Here is a 15,444-nt window from a genome sequence, read left to right as displayed (position 1 = left end):
TAAGGGAGTGTCTGTGAAATCCAGGGCAACTCACACTGCTGTTGGCCTCAGACCGACCTAGAAGGTCAAAGAGACCACCACAGTACTGGGCTTTTGGCATCTGGAACACCTTTTGGCACCACGCTACAGTACTAGACGATGGCCTGGATTCAAACCAAGAACAAGGAGGTGGCTGATGCTGGCAAAACTGTTGGTAACGGTCGGAATTGTCTTCTATGCCGTGGTCGTACCGATTCTTGAGATCAACGATACCCATGTATTCAACCCCGCGTGGGAGCCACATGCCAGGCTGCATGAGACTTGGCAGTTGTTTACCAATACTGCACTTGGAGTATTCAGTGTCTGGCTGGTTTGGGAGGCGGGTAACGTGAAGCTCGCGAGCCTTCTCACGACATTCGTAACGGGCGGATTCTTGTTGGCCTACTGGTTTCGGGATGGCTACGGCGGTTCGATGGTCCTTACCGATGGATCTGAGAGAATGATCATTGGACTCAATCTGGGATTGGTGGCCTACACACTGGCCATCCTGCTTGCCGGGCTTGGCGTGATCATTGACCAACGCAGCCGAAAGTCTGCCTAGACCTCATTGAAAGGCTTCAAATTGATGCTGACTGCCTGATTGTGACAGCGGGGGCTTTGATGTTTTTTCATCATGTAGAGGGGAAGGGCAGAGGGGCGCAAATTTAGGAGGATGCCAACCCTTGAGAACTGAATCTAAACCGGTTCTTTTTACTCCGGTGGGATGATCTCAGGTCGCCCTTGGCAGCAGGTTTTTACTCCTCGTCGGTCCAGCCTTTGATTTCCATGGCAAATGCCGACCACTTCTGCTGTTCGGACTCGCTATTTTCCCCACAGTAGCTCGGACCGTCGCGCTCAACTATCGACCCAGCCTTTAGCTTGATCGTCCCGCAGTTGTTGCCGATATCTTCGTCAGCGAACAGGACAATGATTTCTTCAGATGGGTGAAGCGCCGAGAGCGCCTTGAAAACAGGTTCGGGCGCTGACCAGGCTGTATCGAAAGTGAGTTGGCAGCCATCGGTGTCGACGGTCTGGTGGTAGGCGTTCCATTTGGTTCCCCAAATCGAGCTTACTGGTTCACCTTTGGACTTGATGAGCTTGTTGAAGTCAATCTCACCGTTTGCGTTTATCAGTGATGCGAGGACATGGGCAGGGGCGTTGATCTTGTTGGTTACATGGTTGGGCATGGTAAGCCTTCTTTACCTGCGATCGCCTGGCAGGCCGTCTGTTGGTTTATCTTGAACTACCCCAGCCTTGAAGCGTGCTTCTGTACTTATGGAGGAGGTCAATCAGAAGATGCCATGGAGGGCTCGCCTTAGTGTGTTGGCGCATAGCCTTAGGCCTTCATCCAACTCGCACTCTCATGGCTTCGGCGAGAAAACCACCTTGATCGGGTTGTTGGGCTTATACATTGCAATCGATGGGCCGTACTCGGGGTTGAAGCCTGGGAGCCATGCCCGAAGTTCGGTATCCGAGACCCATTCGAGTTGTAGCTGGCTTGCCGACTCGTTTGCGTCGAATTGCATCAATGCCTCCACCGCCGATTGGCATGCTGCCGATACACCCGATTCGAGTATGGAAACCTGAATCTTCTCGCTCCATGTAATGGACCCGCTTTGAGGGCACTGACGTACCTCTACATGATACTTCCCGCTGGGTGAAGGCAGGTCGGAAACGAGTTTGTTTGGGCCGCAGGCTGCCAACAAAGCGGAAAAGAAAAGCAGGGTAGGGATGCTCTTATTCATTGCTGCATTCCAATTGCTAGGGGCTGGCGGGCAGCCAATCCATGAGTCTTGCTATGCAGTGTGAACGAAACAGGACCCGTAGTTAAGAAGTAGCTGCTAAAACACGCCGCGGTGTGCCGCAGCCCGGTTCTTTCATAAGGAGTTCCTTGCGGCATGTGGCCCTACAGGCTTGGATATTGAGTAGGTGGCAAAATGCAATTACGATGCCGCGCTTCTACAATGGAGTCGCATGATGTTTCCTCGGTACTTTCGCTGGATCTCAGCATTTGGCGTGCTCGCCGCGTTGGTTGTGCTCGTCATCATGGCGCTGCCGGTGGTGTCTGGCATGGCGCCTGCTTCTGACCTGATACGGCCTGTCATCGCGGCTGTTGCGTTTGGCTGGGCGTTCACCCAGTCGACCAAGGCCTGACTTTCCTCGATACATCATCAGGGCAGATTGCGGTCCTATGGCTTAAGGATCGACTACTGCTGGCTATAGCGATGGGTGAGGGTGACTGATCAGCCTCTGTCGATAACCGCTCTCATCGACCTGCGCAGGGTACCTGCCGCTATCAAGCAATGTCCGCAACTGTTGCGAATGACTGGATTGCCGAAAGGCGACCTGGCATTCGGCAGCATCGAAGAAGCGCCTAAGGTGCGGCAAGACTCGATCGAGGATGGCTGGCTCCACTTGCAGCGACAGGCTGACAATGTCCAGCTGATCGCTCAGCTCTCGATACATATCGATCACCAGAACGCTTTGGTACTTCCCGCAGGGGTAGACATGTACATCACCGGTGCCCACGGATGTCTCGTTGAAATAGACGTCATGGAGCCCGGTGATGTCGAGCACAATGCCCATGGCCTGCAAGGCCGCCACCAAATCGGTATTGGGGGCGCTCTGGTCGTCGTTCCAGGTAACGAAATCGGGCATGGAGATACAGATATCGAATTCGTTGGCACAGATGATCGGTGTCACTGCAGGCCGCTCCCAGAAATGAAGGGCGCTGATCCTACCACCTAAGCTTGTTGTTCCAGCAAAGCCAGCCACTCTTTCTTGCTGATACGACTTATATGCTCGGTCCGATAGTCACTCATGAATTGATTGAATTTGTTCTCCTGCGTGTGGTGATGCTTGAAGCCACATTTTGCCTGGGCCTTGAATGACTGTTCGTTTTCCGCGAAGTAGCCGCACCATAGGGCACTGAGGCCCAAGTCCTCGAAGGCATGGTGCATCAGGGCCTTGACGGCTTCCGGTATCAGACCCAGGCCCCAGAACGGAACGCCGATCCAATAGGCGACCTCGGCTTCATCATTGGCAATCTCGAAGTTGCTGTCCTTGCCGATCAACAGCCCTACCAGGCCGATTGCGATGTCGTTTTCCCTTGATGTCACGGCATAGACCTCCGGGTGCGAGAAGACTGTCTGGATAATTTCCAAACTCTGCTCCACGCTGGTATGCACCGGCCAACCGGCAATGGGTCCAACCCGTGGGTCCTTTGCGTATTGGTAGAGGCTGGGCGCGTCGCTGGCTTTCCAGGCCCGTAATACAAGGCGTTCAGTGTTCAGCATCGGTTCTCTTCTGTATTGGGAGGGAGACAGTAAGAAGACAATTGTGGAAATGAGAGCGAGCGCCGGCAACGCATGGACTTGGGTAAAATAAGTAGTTTTGAAAACTAGTAGCCCGAATGGCTCGCTTGCCTGGAGTGTTGAATGCAAATGAATTCCCTGGGAGATCCCGGCACCGAAGACTATGTCATCGGTGAGAGCCAGTTCAGCGGGGAAGTAGGGCATCCACTGGCGTTGGCCTATGTGGTTGTGCTGGTTTGCCAAGACGGAAGTGCCGAACTGGAGGTCAATTTCCAGCCGTACAGGATGATGAAGGGGGATTTCCTGGTACTTGCTGAAGACTCCATTGCCTTGATAACCAGCAAGTCGGACGATTTTTCGTGTACTGGCTATCGACTCAACCGATCCGCTGCGGCAGAGGTGGCGGCTGTATTGCCTAGCAGCTTGTTCGTTTTTTTGAATCGTTTTCCGTTCTTTCGTCCAGACCAAGGGCTCAGTGCTTTCCTGCAAGCCTGGGAGAGCCAGCTGGCGATGATCCAGGGCCAATGTTCGAGCTACAAGCGGGTCATGTTCATCAATCATTTGCAGAACCTGTTCTTGTGGCTCTGCGCGGAAGTGGATCTGGAGGCGGGGACAAAAAACGACTACAGCAGGCCAGAGGCAATCTGCTGGAAGTTCTGGGAGTTGATTTCGGCACACTGCAAGCAACACCGCGAAGTGGCGTTTTATGCAGGCCTGCTACACATCACTCCCTTCTATCTGTCGCAACTTTCCAAGAAGTACTTCAATGACGCCCCCAAGACCCTGATCGATAGACAGGTGGTGCTGGAGATCAAGAAACAGCTTGGCCAACCTCGAAAGTCCGTCCAGCAGATCGCTGATGAGCTGCACTTTGCCGACGCTTCCTACTTGGGTAAGTACTTCAAGCGTCATACCGGCCTTGGCTTGAGCGAGTACCGCAAAAGCTAGGCAGCCCTGTGCGGTACGAGGAGGGGGGTAAAGACGCCCCTGTGGGTTTTTAGGTTGTCCCCGGTCCGGGTCTTTGGCATCATCTGGCCTTCATTCCTTACCCAATCCTCCACCCCTCTCAATTGGGGGTTGGGTATAGGAATGTCTTGAACCCGGCTGCTCGGCCGGGGTTTCTTCTTAGGGATGAGCCGAAAACTTGCGATGGATATGCAGCATGAACCCTCCGTTACTGACGCTCGTTTGCCCATCAAGCGAAGTAAATGGCGGTGGCGAATTCTGTTCTTCGGTACCTGGCTTATCGCCGCCTTCCTCTTCTTGATCCTCCTGGGATTGGGTGTCGCTGCGCTGATCAGCGGATTCGATGATGAGCTTGATTGGCAATGGCGTTGCCTGGCGTTTGGCACAGGGGGCGCAATTGTCGTGTTGTGCCTGGGGATGTTGAAGGCCGTATTTGTGGAGCGTTCATCCGCTGCCACCTAGAGCAGGTTCTCCAAGACGTTAAAAGCCCGATCAAGCATCGGGCTTTTTGTTGCCTGGATGACACTGCGCCGGCAAGGCTCAGGTGGCGGATTTGAAGTAGCGGGCCGGTGTGCTTCCGAACACAGCCTTGAACGCCGCGACAAAGCTGGAGGCCGATTCGTAGCCCACATTTAGCGCGACATTCGTCACGCTTTCGCCATAGGCCAGGTACTCCATGGCCGTCAGCAGTCGTTGGCGGTGGCGCCAGTTACCGAAAGACATGCCAGCCTCATGGCTGAACAGCCGCTCAATGGTCCGTGGACTGGCGCCCACCTGCTTGGCCAGAACCTCCAGCGGCAGTCGGTTTGCCGGATCGCTACGCAGGATTTTCGCCAGGCGCGTGGCACGAGGGTCCGTGGGGAAGGGCAGGTCCACCGGTGAGTGGTCCAGAGCGGTCACCTGGTCGATCAAGACCCGGGCCAAGCGAGACTGTGGCGTGTTTTCGGCATAGTCCCAGGGGAACCCGGCACAAGCAGTCATCACTTCGCGCATCAGTGGCGTCATGGCAACCACTAGGCAGTAGCCTTCCTTGGGCATGTCGTAGGCATCCGGGTCGATGTACAGCACACGGGTATGGGTTGGCCGCTTGACCTGGGTTGCATGTTCGGTGCCGGAGCTGACCCAGATCGCCCGGGTGGCGGGGAGGACCCACTCCCCCAAATCCGTGGTGACGTGAATGACACCATTGGCGGCGCACATCAGTTGGTGGCGCCTGTGCCGGTGAGGTGCCGCTTCTTCGGGCAACCATTGCTCCAGGCGGCCGACGACGGGGGCGTAGGCATTGTCTGGATCGGGGTCCCTGGGGGGATTATCGTGACGGGTTATCGACATAATTTGGCATAGTACAGATAAATAACGAATTTCACTCCTGTTAATGTAAATCAATCTCAATAAAGAGGTGGAATTTTGCATTCCCGAGGAGTGGTTGTGTCACACGTTCAAACAGATTTCCCCGCACCTTTACCGGGTCATGTGTCGAGCACCCCATCCCTGAAGGGTGCCAAGCGATCGACTCAACTGTCGTTTTTCATGGCGGGGTTCGCACTCTCATCCTGGGCCCCCCTGGTGCCTTTTGCCCAGGCGCGCCTGGCCGTGGACTCGGCCACCCTGGGAGCCCTGCTGTTGTGCCTGGGGCTTGGAGCCCTGATCGGTATGCCCGTTGCCGGAGCGCTGGCCAGTCGCCTGGGGTGTCGCCTATTGATCGTAGTGGGAGGCATTGGCTTGACAGCCACCTTGCCGCTTCTGGCCATTGTCTCGACACCCGCGGTACTGGGGCTCTGTCTGCTGCTGTTCGGTGCATCCATAGGTGCCATTGACGTGGTGGCGAACATCCATGGGACCCAAGTACAGAAAATTGCCAATACGCCGCTGATGTCGTTGTTTCATGGTTTCTACAGCGTCGGTGGCCTGATAGGCGCTGTTGCGGTGACGGCTGCGATCGCTGCCGGGGCAAGCCCGGTGCTGGCTGCAAGCGTTGCCGCACTGGTGGTCGCCTGTTGCTTGCTGATGGCGGCTCCAGGGTTCCTGGACATCGAGAGTAGCGAGAGGGCGCCGTTGTTCGTCATGCCCAAGGGCGTGGTACTGGTGGTTGGGCTCCTGGCCATGGTGATCTTCCTGGCCGAAGGCGCGATGCTCGACTGGAGTGCACTGCTGCTCACCCGGGAAAAACACCTGGACATCGCCGTGGCCGGTGCCGGGTACTCGCTCTTTGCCTGCGCAATGACCCTGGTCCGCCTGGTGGGTGATCGGATGGTCCAGCGCATCGGCGAGCGCACGATGCTCCTGGGGGGCTTCCTGGTGACTGCCATGGCCCTGGGGCTGGCTGCCTGGGCCAGCAGCCTGGTCCTGGTATTCATCTGCATAGCCGTTGCCGGACTGGCAGCGGGCAATGTCGTCCCAGTGTTGTTCTCGCTGGCAGGCCGGCAGCGAATCATGCCAGCGTCCCACGCTATCGCGGCAGCCAGCATGCTGGGCTATCTGGGTGTCCTGCTGGGGCCGGCCTTGGTGGGGTATGCGGCACACGCCATCGGACTCATTCACTCCTTCTATGCCGTGGCAGCGTTGGTCGCCCTGGCCGCGATGGTTATCCCGTGGATGATTGCCAGTCGTGCCCCGTCTGCTGGAGCATCTGCATGAACTGCTGCAGATGCGCCGCGGCCTTCATGGGCTCGGCTTGGAGCAGGCAATGAGGGGCATCGACCTCGATCAGATGCACATCTTGGCGAAGCAGCTGGATCAAGGCCGAAGCCTGGGGAGGTACCAGTCGATCCTCCCGGGCGCGCAGATACAGCAGCGGTACCTCCAAGGCAGCCAAGGCCTGGCACCTGTCGACACCGATCACCTCCCGCAAGCGCAGACGCAGCACTGCCGGCGCCACCCGGGCGACGGCGGTGATGAGCATGTTGCGCAGCGTTGGGGTGGAAAACCCGCCCAGTAGCAGGGCATCCATCGGCCAGGAAGGCAGGTATTGCAAGGGCATGAACTTGAGCAAGGGCGCCAGGGGCGCCAACGCTGGACGGGGATTGCGGACAAAGCTGCTGCACAGGACCAACCCGATCAATCCTGTGGGCCGCCTGGCGGCGATACCCACCGCTATCGGGCCGGAAAAGGACTCGCCCAGCAGCACGAACGGTCGCTCCCGTGGGATCTGCTGCCACACGCGCTCTTCCAGGGCCGGATAATCAAGGGCCCGGTCGCTCGGGTAATCCAGGACCTGCACCGGGGTGCTGGGGCCCAGTGCGTCAAGCAAGGGTTGGAACAGGGTGCCGGTGCCGTCCATTCCAGGCAGCAGGACCAGCATCGGGGGGAGGGTAGCAGTCATCGACCAGGCGATCCTTACCAGGCAGTTCGGTTAGTGGCGCAGGATACTCCGCTGCAATCGGCAGGCACAGCCAACAGCGCATCGAGCTTTATTGAGGTATATCAATCCCTTGAGTGGTAGATGGGGCCAAGCGCTGGAACAGAGCAGCTTTTCACAAATTTGAGTTAACCATTGATTACAAACTGTGGCTAAAATGCCAGCCGACGGCCAGATGCCGAGAGCCGGACGGGCAACGAAGCGTGTTGCCCGTCGCGCTTTTTCAATTCAGACGCTGCCATTTGCCTCTGGCCTTCCGGGCTTTTGGAGGCGCAGCATGTTCCCTTCTGACATGTGACGATTTCCGTGAAACTCATCATTGCCGCTGTATACGTCCTATCCATCGCATACGTACACCTGCGGGGGCGCGTGCGCCACAAACTGGGCCGCCAGCTCAGTGACCACTCCACCTTCCTGGCCCCCATCAACTGCTTCCTCTACCTGTTCTCCAAGCACCCGAACCGGCCTTACCTGGATCCGGCGGATTTTCCTGAAATGCAAAAGCTGCAGGAGCATTGGGAAGAGATTCGTGCCGAGGGCCAGAACCTGCTGCAGGCTGGCGAGATCAAGCGTTCGGAGCAGTACAACGACGTAGGTTTCAACTCGTTTTTCAAGACCGGTTGGAAGCGCTTCTACCTCAAGTGGTACGGCGATAGCCATCCATCGGCCATGAAGCTGTGCCCGCGCACCACCGAGCTGGTGCAAAGCATCGGTTCGATCAAGGCGGCGATGTTCGCCGAGTTGCCTCCGGGCTCCAAGCTGGTACGCCACCGCGACCCCTATGCCGGTTCCTACCGTTATCACCTGGGCTTGTCCACGCCTAACAGCGAAGGTTGCTACATCGACGTCGATGGCGAGCGCTATCACTGGCGTGACGGCGAAGCCGTGATGTTCGATGAGACCTATATCCACTACGCGGAAAACACCACCGACCAGAATCGCATCATCCTGTTCTGCGATGTCGAGCGGCCGATGAAATATCGCTGGGCCGCAGCGTTCAATGGCTGGTTCAGCCGCACCGTGATGTCGGCGGCCGGCTCGCCCAATGATGCCGGTGACAAGACTGGTGGCCTGAACCGTGCCTTCAACCGCCTGTACAAGATTCGCCTACGGGGCAAGGAACTGAAAAAGCGCAATCGCACGCGCTACTACCTGGAAAAGTGGGCGATCTTCGCCGCACTCTTGTTGCTGTTCATCTATATCTGATTTATCCCGCCTCCAGCAGCCCTTTCACCGAGCCGTTATTGCGCGGTGGTGAAGGGGCCTGCCGATCCGCCCCCGCATCTGCGTCCTGGATACTGGGCGCTGCATGTTCTTGAAGATAATTTGATTAACAAAGCCGAACCCTGGGCGTAGCGTGGAATCGTATTCGATACCTTGTCGCTCCCATGGAGGCTTGTCATGAACAGTCTGGTTCGCGGGCTCACCGCATTGTGTTTGCTTGGTTGTACCGCCAGCACCTGGGCCGCCAGTCCCGAAGCCCTTGTTTCCAGCCCGTTTCCCGAAACCCAGCAGTTGGCTCAGAACCTGCCGGGTAGCGGCAACAACGACCCTTACAGCAATCCCATCCGTCGGGCGAACCCCAACAGCATGCAGGGCACCCAGCCTGCCAACCCTCCGCTGCGTGGTCCTGGCACCGTGCCCAGTGGCCAACCGCCTAGTCTGGAGAACGGCGGCATTGGCAACGGCTATCCTCGTGGCAGGGCCCCGCAACCCAATCCCGACCCCCGGTTGCCGAGCCCCAGCTACGACGCCAATGGCAACCGGCGTTGAGGCAATCCGTTGTCGAGCAGGCGGCCGGCAGGCTGCCAGGGAATTCAATGATCCATAGAAGGAAGCAAGGCATGCGTAGAACCCTTTTTGCCGCGTTGTGCGCCAGCACCCTGTTGAGCAGCGCCGTATCGGTCCAGGCCGCGGATCCCCAGCAGTTTCCCAGCGAGCAGGGCACCTTGAGCCTGGTCCCTGTGGTGCAGGGGTTGAATCATCCCTGGGCCCTGGCCTTCCTGCCAGGACGCCAGGGTATTCTGGTGACCGAGCGCCCCGGCAACCTGCGACTGGTCAGCCCCGAGGGCAAGCTGTCGGCACCCCTGAGTGGCGTGCCAGAGGTGTGGGCCAAGGGGCAGGGCGGCTTGCTGGATGTGGCGCTGTCGCCGGATTTCCAGCAGGACCGCATGGTCTATCTGTCCTACGCAGAAGGCAGTGCCCAGGGCGATACGGCCGGTACGGCCGTGGGGCGCGGACGGCTGGCGGCCGATGGTCGTGGGCTCAAGGACTTCCAGGTGATCTTCCGCCAGGAGCCGAAACTGTCGGTGGGCAATCATTTCGGTTCACGGCTGGTGTTCGACCGCGACGGCTATCTGTTCATCACCCTGGGGGAAAACAATGACCGCATCACCGCCCAGGACCTGGACAAGCTCCAGGGCAAGATCGTGCGCCTGTATGCCGACGGCCGAGTACCGCAAGACAATCCCTTCGTCGGCCGCGCCGGGGTGCGGCCGGAGATATGGAGCTATGGCCATCGCAACCCCCAGGGCGCGGCGCTCAATCCCTGGAGCGGCACGGTATGGGCGAACGAGCACGGGCCCAAGGGAGGCGACGAGGTCAACATCATCGAGCGTGGCAGGAACTACGGTTGGCCCCTGGCAACCCATGGCATCGACTATTCCGGCCAGCCGATTCCCGAGGCCAAGGGCCAGGACGCTCCTGGTACCCAGGTGCCCCATCATGTCTGGGAGAAGTCCCCGGGCATCAGCGGCATGGCCTTTTATGATGACGAGCGCTTCAAGCCCTGGCAGCACAACGCCTTTATCGGTGCCCTGGTCAGTGGCGAACTGATCCGGCTGCAGTTCGACGGTGATCGGGTGGTGCACGAGGAGCGCCTGCTGGGCGAATTCAAGTCGCGTATCCGCGATGTGCGCCAGGGACCCGATGGGTATCTTTATGTCGTTACCGACGAGGACCAGGGTGGGCTCTACAAGATAGGCCTGCAGTAGCACCACCTACGTGGGCCGTCGTGACGAAAGCACCACGGCGGCCCGCAACTTATTACTGCCGAAGCTGCACATCTTGTCGAACTCATCGCGGCTCACGGGTAAGTGCTGGCAATCCATGGGCTGGCGGTGCTGGCTGTGGTCGACATCCGGGTCGTGCAGGTAGACGAAATCCTCGTCGCAGTCGGTCACGATCACCCAATGGGGGGCCTTGGAGCGGGTCAGGCGATAGCTGCTGATCAGCACCAGGGGGCGGCCGCCAGCATCCAGCAGCCGCGCCAGGTCCAGCGGGCCGCCGAGCACCTGCTGCACATCGCTACGGTCCAGCTCTTTGCAGAACTCATCGTGGACCAGGCGCATGACGTCTTTTTTATGCTCGTCGCGCACACCGTTGAGAAACAACGGCCCGGCACTGTTGACCTGCAGGCGCACGGCAAATCCCCGGCGCCAGGCCGCCAGTGCCAGTCCCTGGGGGCTGCAGCCGCCATGTCCGGCAGTCATGAATACCGTGGTGGCCTCGCGCCAGATCTGCAACTCCTCGGTACGCATCAAGGGGCGTGATGGTTGCAGCGCGGCCATGGCCATCAGCAAGCAGGCCGGACCACAGGTGAAATCGGTGGTCTGCTGGTAGTAAGGCACTCGAATGCTACGGGTCTGGCGGTGTTCGCGAATGCGTTTTTCCAGGCGCAGCGCGTCGGCATGGTCTTCGTAGTAGTCGTGGATACGGGCGAAGCGCCGATAGCCATGGCGCTCGTACAGGGCGATGGCTGTCGGGTTATCGCTGCGCACCTCCAGGCGCAGGTAGGCGCAGTCATGCTCCAGGGCGCAGGTTTCGATCCGTTGCAACAGGCGTTTGCCCAGGCCCAGCCCACGGGCGTCGGTAGCGATGGCGATGGAGTAGAGGCGCGCCAGGGATGTGCCGCGATGAAACAACACCAGGGCATATCCGAGTACCCGATCTTGATGCTGGGCCACCCAGAGTTGCCCATGGGCGCGGCTGATCATCCATTGAAAGCTGCGCGGGGTCAGGCGGTCGCTGGTGAAACATTGCTGTTCCAGAGCCACCAGTGCCGGCAGGTCGTCAGGGGTTGCAGTGCGAAAGACAAGATCCATATAACCGCCGTAAAAGTTGCGTAATGAAACGAGACTTCAAAGAAAGTTCGTGCTTAATAGAAAGGGTCAGGTTTCTTCAGCGAGATCGAACTTTATGTCAGCGGTACAAAATCATTGGCCAGAAGTATCCGGGCAAAGTTTGCCGGCGGCAATCACTTCGACAAGTTATTTGTCGGCTGTCGATAAAGCCTCCAGTCAGGTCATCATCATTGTCGAACGCAAGGAAGACTGGGCTTCTTATTTTCCAAGTGAAGATATTCTCAGCGCCCAGGAGTATCTGGAACACAGTTGTGAAAGTGAACCGGGCAAGCGCGTCCAGGTCATCAACTTGTGCCGCAACTACAAGTACCTGGGTCATGGCTATTACTGCTCGTTGCTGGCTGAGGCCCGCGGCCACCGGGTGATTCCTTCGGTACGGACGATCAGCGAGCTGACCCGCAAGGCCCTCTACGGGCTGGCGCTGGACGATCTGGACAAGACCCTGGAAAAGGCCCTCAGCCATCACCTCTACCGTGAAACCGAGGGCTTTACGCTAACCCTCTATTTTGGTCGAACCCATATAGAACCCTTGCAAGAGTTGGCCAGGCAGTTATTCGAGTTGTTTCCATGTCCGATTCTATTGGTTGAGTTCAAAAGAACGGATAGTTGGCATATCGAAGGGGTCAAGAGTGGGGCACTACATAAGTTGCGAGAAGATCAGGAAGATCAATTTGCCAACTCACTGGACAGTTTCAGTCGCAAGGTCTGGCGTGTTCCGCGTTCCCGGCGCCTGGCCCGTTATGACCTGGCGATCCTGCATGACCCACAGGAAACGCTACCGCCTTCCAATGCCCGGGCGCTGGAAAACTTCATCCGGGTCGGCAAGGGCCTGGGGATCGATGTGGAACTGATCGAGAAGAAGGATTACTCGCGCCTGGCCGAATACGATGCCCTGCTGATTCGCGAGACCACCAGCATCGATAACCACACCTATCGTTTTGCCAAGAAGGCCGAGAGCGAAGGGCTGGTGGTGATGGACGACCCGACCTCGATCCTGCGCTGCACCAACAAGGTCTATCTCAGCGACCTGCTCAAGCGCCACCGGCTGGGCATGCCCGCCACCGAGATCCTGTACAAGGAGCGACCGCAGGACTTCGAGCGGGTTGGCGAGCGCTTGGGCTTTCCCCTGGTGCTGAAGATTCCCGATGGCTGTTTCTCCCGAGGCGTGATCAAGGTCGAGAACCAGCAGGCGCTGCTTGAGGCGACGGCCGAACTGTTCGAGCACTCGGTACTGCTGCTGGCCCAGGAGTTTTTCTACACCGAGTACGACTGGCGCATCGGCATTCTCAATCGCAAGCCGATCTTCGCCTGCCAGTACTTCATGTCCAAGGGGCATTGGCAGATCTACAACCACAAGGCCAAGGGCCAGGACATCAACGGTGAATGCCGTACCCTGGCGGTCCACGAGGCCCCGCGGGCCGTGGTGGAGCTGGCGGTGAAAACCGCCAACCTGATCGGCGATGGGCTGTATGGGGTCGATCTCAAGCAGTCCGGCGACAAGGTGGTGGTGATCGAGGTGAACGACAACCCCAACCTCGACTGCGGAATCGAGGACGCTTATCTGCAGGACGACCTGTACTCCCTGGTGCTGGAGGAGTTCGTCCGCCGCCTGGAGCTCAAGCGTCGCGGCCAGGCCTGGTGAGACGATGATCCACAGCTATCGATTGGCCCATGGCCGCTTGCAGGCGGTACCGGGGTGGGATGCCGAGGTGATGCTGTTCAGCAATCCGGACCCGGCCGAGCGCGACCTGCTGCGCAGCGCCTTCAAGCTCGATGAACATGCCCTGGCCTCGGCCCTGGACCCGGATGAGGTTTCGCGCATCGAGTTCCACCCCGACTACCTGTTCCTGATCTGGAAGCGTCCGAAAAACTACTCCGCAGGCCCTAGCCAGTCCTTCGAAGTGTCGTCCTGCGGCCTGCTGTTCGCTGCGGACCGGTTGCTGGTGATCGCCGCCGACGACACGTCCCTGGACGGGCTCGGGAGCCGCCACAACCTGCATGCGCCCCTGGATGTGCTGCTGGACTTGCTGCTCCACAACATCCATCACTACCTGGGCCACCTGAAGGTGATCAAGCTGGTGGCTCGGGAGCTGCAACACAAGTTCAACCAGACCCTGGAAAACCGCCACCTGCTACAGATGTTCAATCTCAGCGAGAGCCTGATCCATTACCTCAACGCCCTGCACAGCAACGGCACGCTGCTGGCCCGGCTGCGCAACCATGCACACATGGAGCATTTCCAGGGCTCGGCCATTGCCCTGATCGACGATCTGATCATCGAGAACAACCAGTGCTACAAGCAGGCGGAGATCTACTCCACGGTATTTGCCGGCTTGATGGACGCCCGCGGCAACCTGATGAACAACAGCAGCAACCAGCTGTTGCGCAAGCTGACCCTGATCAACGTGGTGTTCCTGCCCCTGAACCTGATCGCCAGCATCGGCGGCATGTCCGAATTCAGCATGATGACGGCGGGCACGCCCTGGTGGCTGGCCTATTCGCTGCTACTGCTGGCGATGCTGCTGGCTGCCGTTGCCATGACCGTAGGGCTGCGACGGCTTGGCAGCCGTCGCGTACAGGAGCCGTGAGGCTCATTGCGGTTGCAGGGTCAGCACCTCGAAGCCGTCGCGGGTCACGGCCACGGTGTGTTCCCATTGGGCGGAAAGGCCGTTGTCGCGAGTGACCACGGTCCAGCCGTCCTTGAGTCCACGGACCCGGGCGCTGCCCTGGTTGAGCATCGGCTCGATGGTGAAGGTCATGCCTTCGCGCAGCTCCAGGCCGGTGCCGGCGCGGCCGAAATGCAGGACCTGGGGCTCTTCGTGCATCTGCCGACCGATGCCGTGGCCGCAGTACTCGCGGACCACGCTGTAGCCGTTGGCCTGGGCACGGGACTGGATGGCGTGCCCGATATCGCCGAGCCGGGCGCCGGGGCGCACCAGCCGGATGGCATCCCACATGGCCTGGAACGTGGTGTCCACCAGGTGCTGGGCCTTGGGGGCGACATGGCCGATCAGGTACATCTTGCTGGAGTCGGCGATATAGCCGTTCTTTTCCAGGGTGATGTCGATATTGACGATGTCGCCATCCTTGAGCACGGCCTCGGGGTGGGGCATGCCGTGGCACACCACCTCGTTGATCGAGGTATTGATGCAGTAGGGATAGTTGTACTGGCCCTTGCTCGCCGGGCGCGCCTTGAGCTCATGGCGAATGAAGTGCTCCACTGCGGCGTCCAGCTCCATGGTCGACAGGCCAGGGCCGACCAGCTCATCGAGAAAGGTGAAGACTCGGGCCAGCAGTCGTCCGGATTCACGCATCAACGCCAGTTGATCGGCGGTCTTGATCAGGCTCTGGGTCATGCACGACCCCTGAGCAGGTCGGGTTTGTTCAACAACAGCTTGTTGATCAGGTCGTTATAGGCCAGATGCGGATTGAGCTCGGCCAGCAGGCCAATCTTCATCCAGAACTCGGCCTGGGCATTGATCGAACGATCCATGGTGGCACTGGCCACGCGGATCTGCTCATGCAACTCATCGGAGATCTTGACGATACCCATGTCGCGGGAGGTCCTCTTTGGGTGGGGTGAATATACGAATCATATACGTTTCATATATAAGGTCTCAAGGCAAAATAGGCCGATCCGGGGCTT

General features: G+C 58.7%; 19 protein-coding genes. 10 read left to right on the top strand and 9 right to left on the bottom strand.

Features of this window, described 5'->3' with window-relative positions; translation table 11 throughout:
- The first annotated feature begins 175 nt into the window (after nt 1–175).
- Complete coding sequence (locus tag C4K39_RS25340) at nt 176–580, top strand: hypothetical protein (protein ID WP_124347707.1); 405 nt, start codon at nt 176–178, stop codon at nt 578–580.
- Nucleotides 581–773: 193 nt separating this feature from the next.
- On the opposite strand, the gene C4K39_RS25335 is transcribed toward C4K39_RS25340, so the two are convergent.
- Both C4K39_RS25335 and C4K39_RS25330 read right to left on the bottom strand, forming a co-directional pair.
- Complete coding sequence (locus tag C4K39_RS25335) at nt 774–1,205, bottom strand: DUF1281 family ferredoxin-like fold protein (protein WP_068586532.1); 432 nt, start codon at nt 1,203–1,205, stop codon at nt 774–776.
- Nucleotides 1,206–1,379: 174 nt separating this feature from the next.
- Entirely contained in the window at nt 1,380–1,763 is a 384-nt protein-coding gene (locus C4K39_RS25330) for a hypothetical protein (RefSeq protein ID WP_068586529.1), read from the bottom strand.
- Nucleotides 1,764–1,992: 229 nt separating this feature from the next.
- Here C4K39_RS25330 and C4K39_RS25325 point away from each other — a divergent pair, with 229 nt between their 5' ends.
- Nucleotides 1,993–2,172 (top strand): hypothetical protein, encoded by a 180-nt coding sequence (locus C4K39_RS25325; RefSeq protein WP_068595629.1) that lies wholly within the window; start codon nt 1,993–1,995, stop codon nt 2,170–2,172.
- Nucleotides 2,173–2,235: 63 nt separating this feature from the next.
- Here C4K39_RS25325 and C4K39_RS25320 read toward each other — a convergent pair whose 3' ends face one another.
- Nucleotides 2,236–2,721, bottom strand: a complete 486-nt coding sequence (locus C4K39_RS25320; RefSeq protein WP_068586526.1) for a hypothetical protein — start codon at nt 2,719–2,721, stop codon at nt 2,236–2,238.
- A 41-nt stretch (nt 2,722–2,762) separates the two neighbouring features.
- Nucleotides 2,763–3,314, bottom strand: a complete 552-nt coding sequence (locus tag C4K39_RS25315; protein ID WP_068586523.1) for a GNAT family N-acetyltransferase — start codon at nt 3,312–3,314, stop codon at nt 2,763–2,765.
- Between the two features lie 141 nt (nt 3,315–3,455).
- Between C4K39_RS25315 and C4K39_RS25310 the strand changes: the two genes are divergently transcribed.
- On the top strand, nt 3,456–4,280 hold the full coding sequence (locus C4K39_RS25310; protein WP_124347706.1) for a helix-turn-helix domain-containing protein: 825 nt from the start codon (nt 3,456–3,458) through the stop codon (nt 4,278–4,280).
- 201 nt (nt 4,281–4,481) lie between these two features.
- Entirely contained in the window at nt 4,482–4,760 is a 279-nt protein-coding gene (locus C4K39_RS25305; RefSeq protein ID WP_124347705.1) for a hypothetical protein, read from the top strand.
- 78 nt (nt 4,761–4,838) lie between these two features.
- Here C4K39_RS25305 and C4K39_RS25300 read toward each other — a convergent pair whose 3' ends face one another.
- The gene (locus tag C4K39_RS25300) at nt 4,839–5,630 is read right to left on the bottom strand and encodes an AraC family transcriptional regulator (protein ID WP_164487324.1); all 792 of its coding nucleotides are present in this window, start codon (nt 5,628–5,630) and stop codon (nt 4,839–4,841) included.
- 198 nt (nt 5,631–5,828) lie between these two features.
- Between C4K39_RS25300 and C4K39_RS25295 the strand changes: the two genes are divergently transcribed.
- Complete coding sequence (locus C4K39_RS25295) at nt 5,829–6,935, top strand: MFS transporter (RefSeq protein ID WP_083236036.1); 1,107 nt, start codon at nt 5,829–5,831, stop codon at nt 6,933–6,935.
- Here the strand turns inward: C4K39_RS25295 and C4K39_RS25290 are convergent.
- Entirely contained in the window at nt 6,883–7,620 is a 738-nt protein-coding gene (locus C4K39_RS25290; RefSeq protein WP_124347704.1) for an alpha/beta fold hydrolase, read from the bottom strand. The genes C4K39_RS25295 and C4K39_RS25290 overlap by 53 nt on opposite strands.
- 342 nt (nt 7,621–7,962) lie before the next feature.
- Between C4K39_RS25290 and lpxO the strand changes: the two genes are divergently transcribed.
- The 3 genes from lpxO to C4K39_RS25275 all read left to right on the top strand — a co-directional run bounded on the left by lpxO (nt 7,963) and on the right by C4K39_RS25275 (nt 10,649).
- A complete protein-coding gene (gene lpxO / locus C4K39_RS25285) occupies nt 7,963–8,862 on the top strand; it encodes a lipid A hydroxylase LpxO (protein WP_068586509.1) in 900 nt (299 codons plus the stop codon).
- A 195-nt stretch (nt 8,863–9,057) separates the two neighbouring features.
- On the top strand, nt 9,058–9,429 hold the full coding sequence (locus tag C4K39_RS25280) for a hypothetical protein (protein ID WP_124347703.1): 372 nt from the start codon (nt 9,058–9,060) through the stop codon (nt 9,427–9,429).
- A gap of 71 nt (nt 9,430–9,500) precedes the next feature.
- Nucleotides 9,501–10,649, top strand: a complete 1,149-nt coding sequence (locus C4K39_RS25275; protein ID WP_124347702.1) for a PQQ-dependent sugar dehydrogenase — start codon at nt 9,501–9,503, stop codon at nt 10,647–10,649.
- Between the two features lie 6 nt (nt 10,650–10,655).
- Here C4K39_RS25275 and rimI read toward each other — a convergent pair whose 3' ends face one another.
- A complete protein-coding gene (gene rimI, locus C4K39_RS25270) occupies nt 10,656–11,759 on the bottom strand; it encodes a ribosomal protein S18-alanine N-acetyltransferase (RefSeq protein WP_124347701.1) in 1,104 nt (367 codons plus the stop codon).
- Nucleotides 11,760–11,853: 94 nt separating this feature from the next.
- Here rimI and C4K39_RS25265 point away from each other — a divergent pair, with 94 nt between their 5' ends.
- Together C4K39_RS25265 and C4K39_RS25260 are read left to right on the top strand one after the other, a co-directional pair.
- Nucleotides 11,854–13,440: a RimK family ATP-grasp domain-containing protein gene (locus C4K39_RS25265; RefSeq protein WP_124347700.1), complete on the top strand. Its 1,587-nt coding sequence runs from the start codon at nt 11,854–11,856 to the stop codon at nt 13,438–13,440.
- Between the two features lie 4 nt (nt 13,441–13,444).
- The gene (locus C4K39_RS25260; protein ID WP_124347699.1) at nt 13,445–14,386 is read left to right on the top strand and encodes a magnesium transporter CorA family protein; all 942 of its coding nucleotides are present in this window, start codon (nt 13,445–13,447) and stop codon (nt 14,384–14,386) included.
- Between the two features lie 3 nt (nt 14,387–14,389).
- On the opposite strand, the gene map is transcribed toward C4K39_RS25260, so the two are convergent.
- Nucleotides 14,390–15,154, bottom strand: coding sequence for a type I methionyl aminopeptidase (gene map, locus C4K39_RS25255; protein ID WP_068586493.1), 765 nt, complete (start codon nt 15,152–15,154; stop codon nt 14,390–14,392).
- Nucleotides 15,151–15,351: a ParD-like family protein gene (locus tag C4K39_RS25250; RefSeq protein WP_068586491.1), complete on the bottom strand. Its 201-nt coding sequence runs from the start codon at nt 15,349–15,351 to the stop codon at nt 15,151–15,153. Before C4K39_RS25250 ends, map begins: the two co-directional genes overlap by 4 nt.
- Nucleotides 15,352–15,444 lie beyond the last annotated feature (93 nt).

The sequence above is a fragment of the Pseudomonas sessilinigenes genome, from assembly GCF_003850565.1.
Lineage (GTDB): Bacteria > Pseudomonadota > Gammaproteobacteria > Pseudomonadales > Pseudomonadaceae > Aquipseudomonas > Aquipseudomonas sessilinigenes.
The sequence above is the reverse complement of the archived record's forward strand: the minus strand, read 5'-3'. Positions and strand labels throughout refer to the sequence as shown.

What these genes read in the sequence shown, in the direction of transcription:
- C4K39_RS25300 (WP_164487324.1), bottom strand. Translation starts at nt 5,630, where the DNA reads ATGTCGATAACCCGTCACGATAATCCCCCCAGGGACCCCGATCCAGAC.
- C4K39_RS25250 (WP_068586491.1), bottom strand. Translation starts at nt 15,351, where the DNA reads ATGGGTATCGTCAAGATCTCCGATGAGTTGCATGAGCAGATCCGCGTG.
- C4K39_RS25315 (WP_068586523.1), bottom strand. Translation starts at nt 3,314, where the DNA reads ATGCTGAACACTGAACGCCTTGTATTACGGGCCTGGAAAGCCAGCGAC.
- map (WP_068586493.1), bottom strand. Translation starts at nt 15,154, where the DNA reads ATGACCCAGAGCCTGATCAAGACCGCCGATCAACTGGCGTTGATGCGT.
- C4K39_RS25265 (WP_124347700.1), top strand. Translation starts at nt 11,854, where the DNA reads ATGTCAGCGGTACAAAATCATTGGCCAGAAGTATCCGGGCAAAGTTTG.
- rimI (WP_124347701.1), bottom strand. Translation starts at nt 11,759, where the DNA reads ATGGATCTTGTCTTTCGCACTGCAACCCCTGACGACCTGCCGGCACTG.
- C4K39_RS25305 (WP_124347705.1), top strand. Translation starts at nt 4,482, where the DNA reads ATGGATATGCAGCATGAACCCTCCGTTACTGACGCTCGTTTGCCCATC.
- C4K39_RS25325 (WP_068595629.1), top strand. Translation starts at nt 1,993, where the DNA reads ATGATGTTTCCTCGGTACTTTCGCTGGATCTCAGCATTTGGCGTGCTC.
- C4K39_RS25340 (WP_124347707.1), top strand. Translation starts at nt 176, where the DNA reads ATGCTGGCAAAACTGTTGGTAACGGTCGGAATTGTCTTCTATGCCGTG.
- C4K39_RS25310 (WP_124347706.1), top strand. Translation starts at nt 3,456, where the DNA reads ATGCAAATGAATTCCCTGGGAGATCCCGGCACCGAAGACTATGTCATC.
- C4K39_RS25335 (WP_068586532.1), bottom strand. Translation starts at nt 1,205, where the DNA reads ATGCCCAACCATGTAACCAACAAGATCAACGCCCCTGCCCATGTCCTC.
- C4K39_RS25275 (WP_124347702.1), top strand. Translation starts at nt 9,501, where the DNA reads ATGCGTAGAACCCTTTTTGCCGCGTTGTGCGCCAGCACCCTGTTGAGC.
- C4K39_RS25260 (WP_124347699.1), top strand. Translation starts at nt 13,445, where the DNA reads ATGATCCACAGCTATCGATTGGCCCATGGCCGCTTGCAGGCGGTACCG.
- C4K39_RS25330 (WP_068586529.1), bottom strand. Translation starts at nt 1,763, where the DNA reads ATGAATAAGAGCATCCCTACCCTGCTTTTCTTTTCCGCTTTGTTGGCA.
- C4K39_RS25295 (WP_083236036.1), top strand. Translation starts at nt 5,829, where the DNA reads ATGGCGGGGTTCGCACTCTCATCCTGGGCCCCCCTGGTGCCTTTTGCC.
- C4K39_RS25290 (WP_124347704.1), bottom strand. Translation starts at nt 7,620, where the DNA reads ATGACTGCTACCCTCCCCCCGATGCTGGTCCTGCTGCCTGGAATGGAC.
- C4K39_RS25280 (WP_124347703.1), top strand. Translation starts at nt 9,058, where the DNA reads ATGAACAGTCTGGTTCGCGGGCTCACCGCATTGTGTTTGCTTGGTTGT.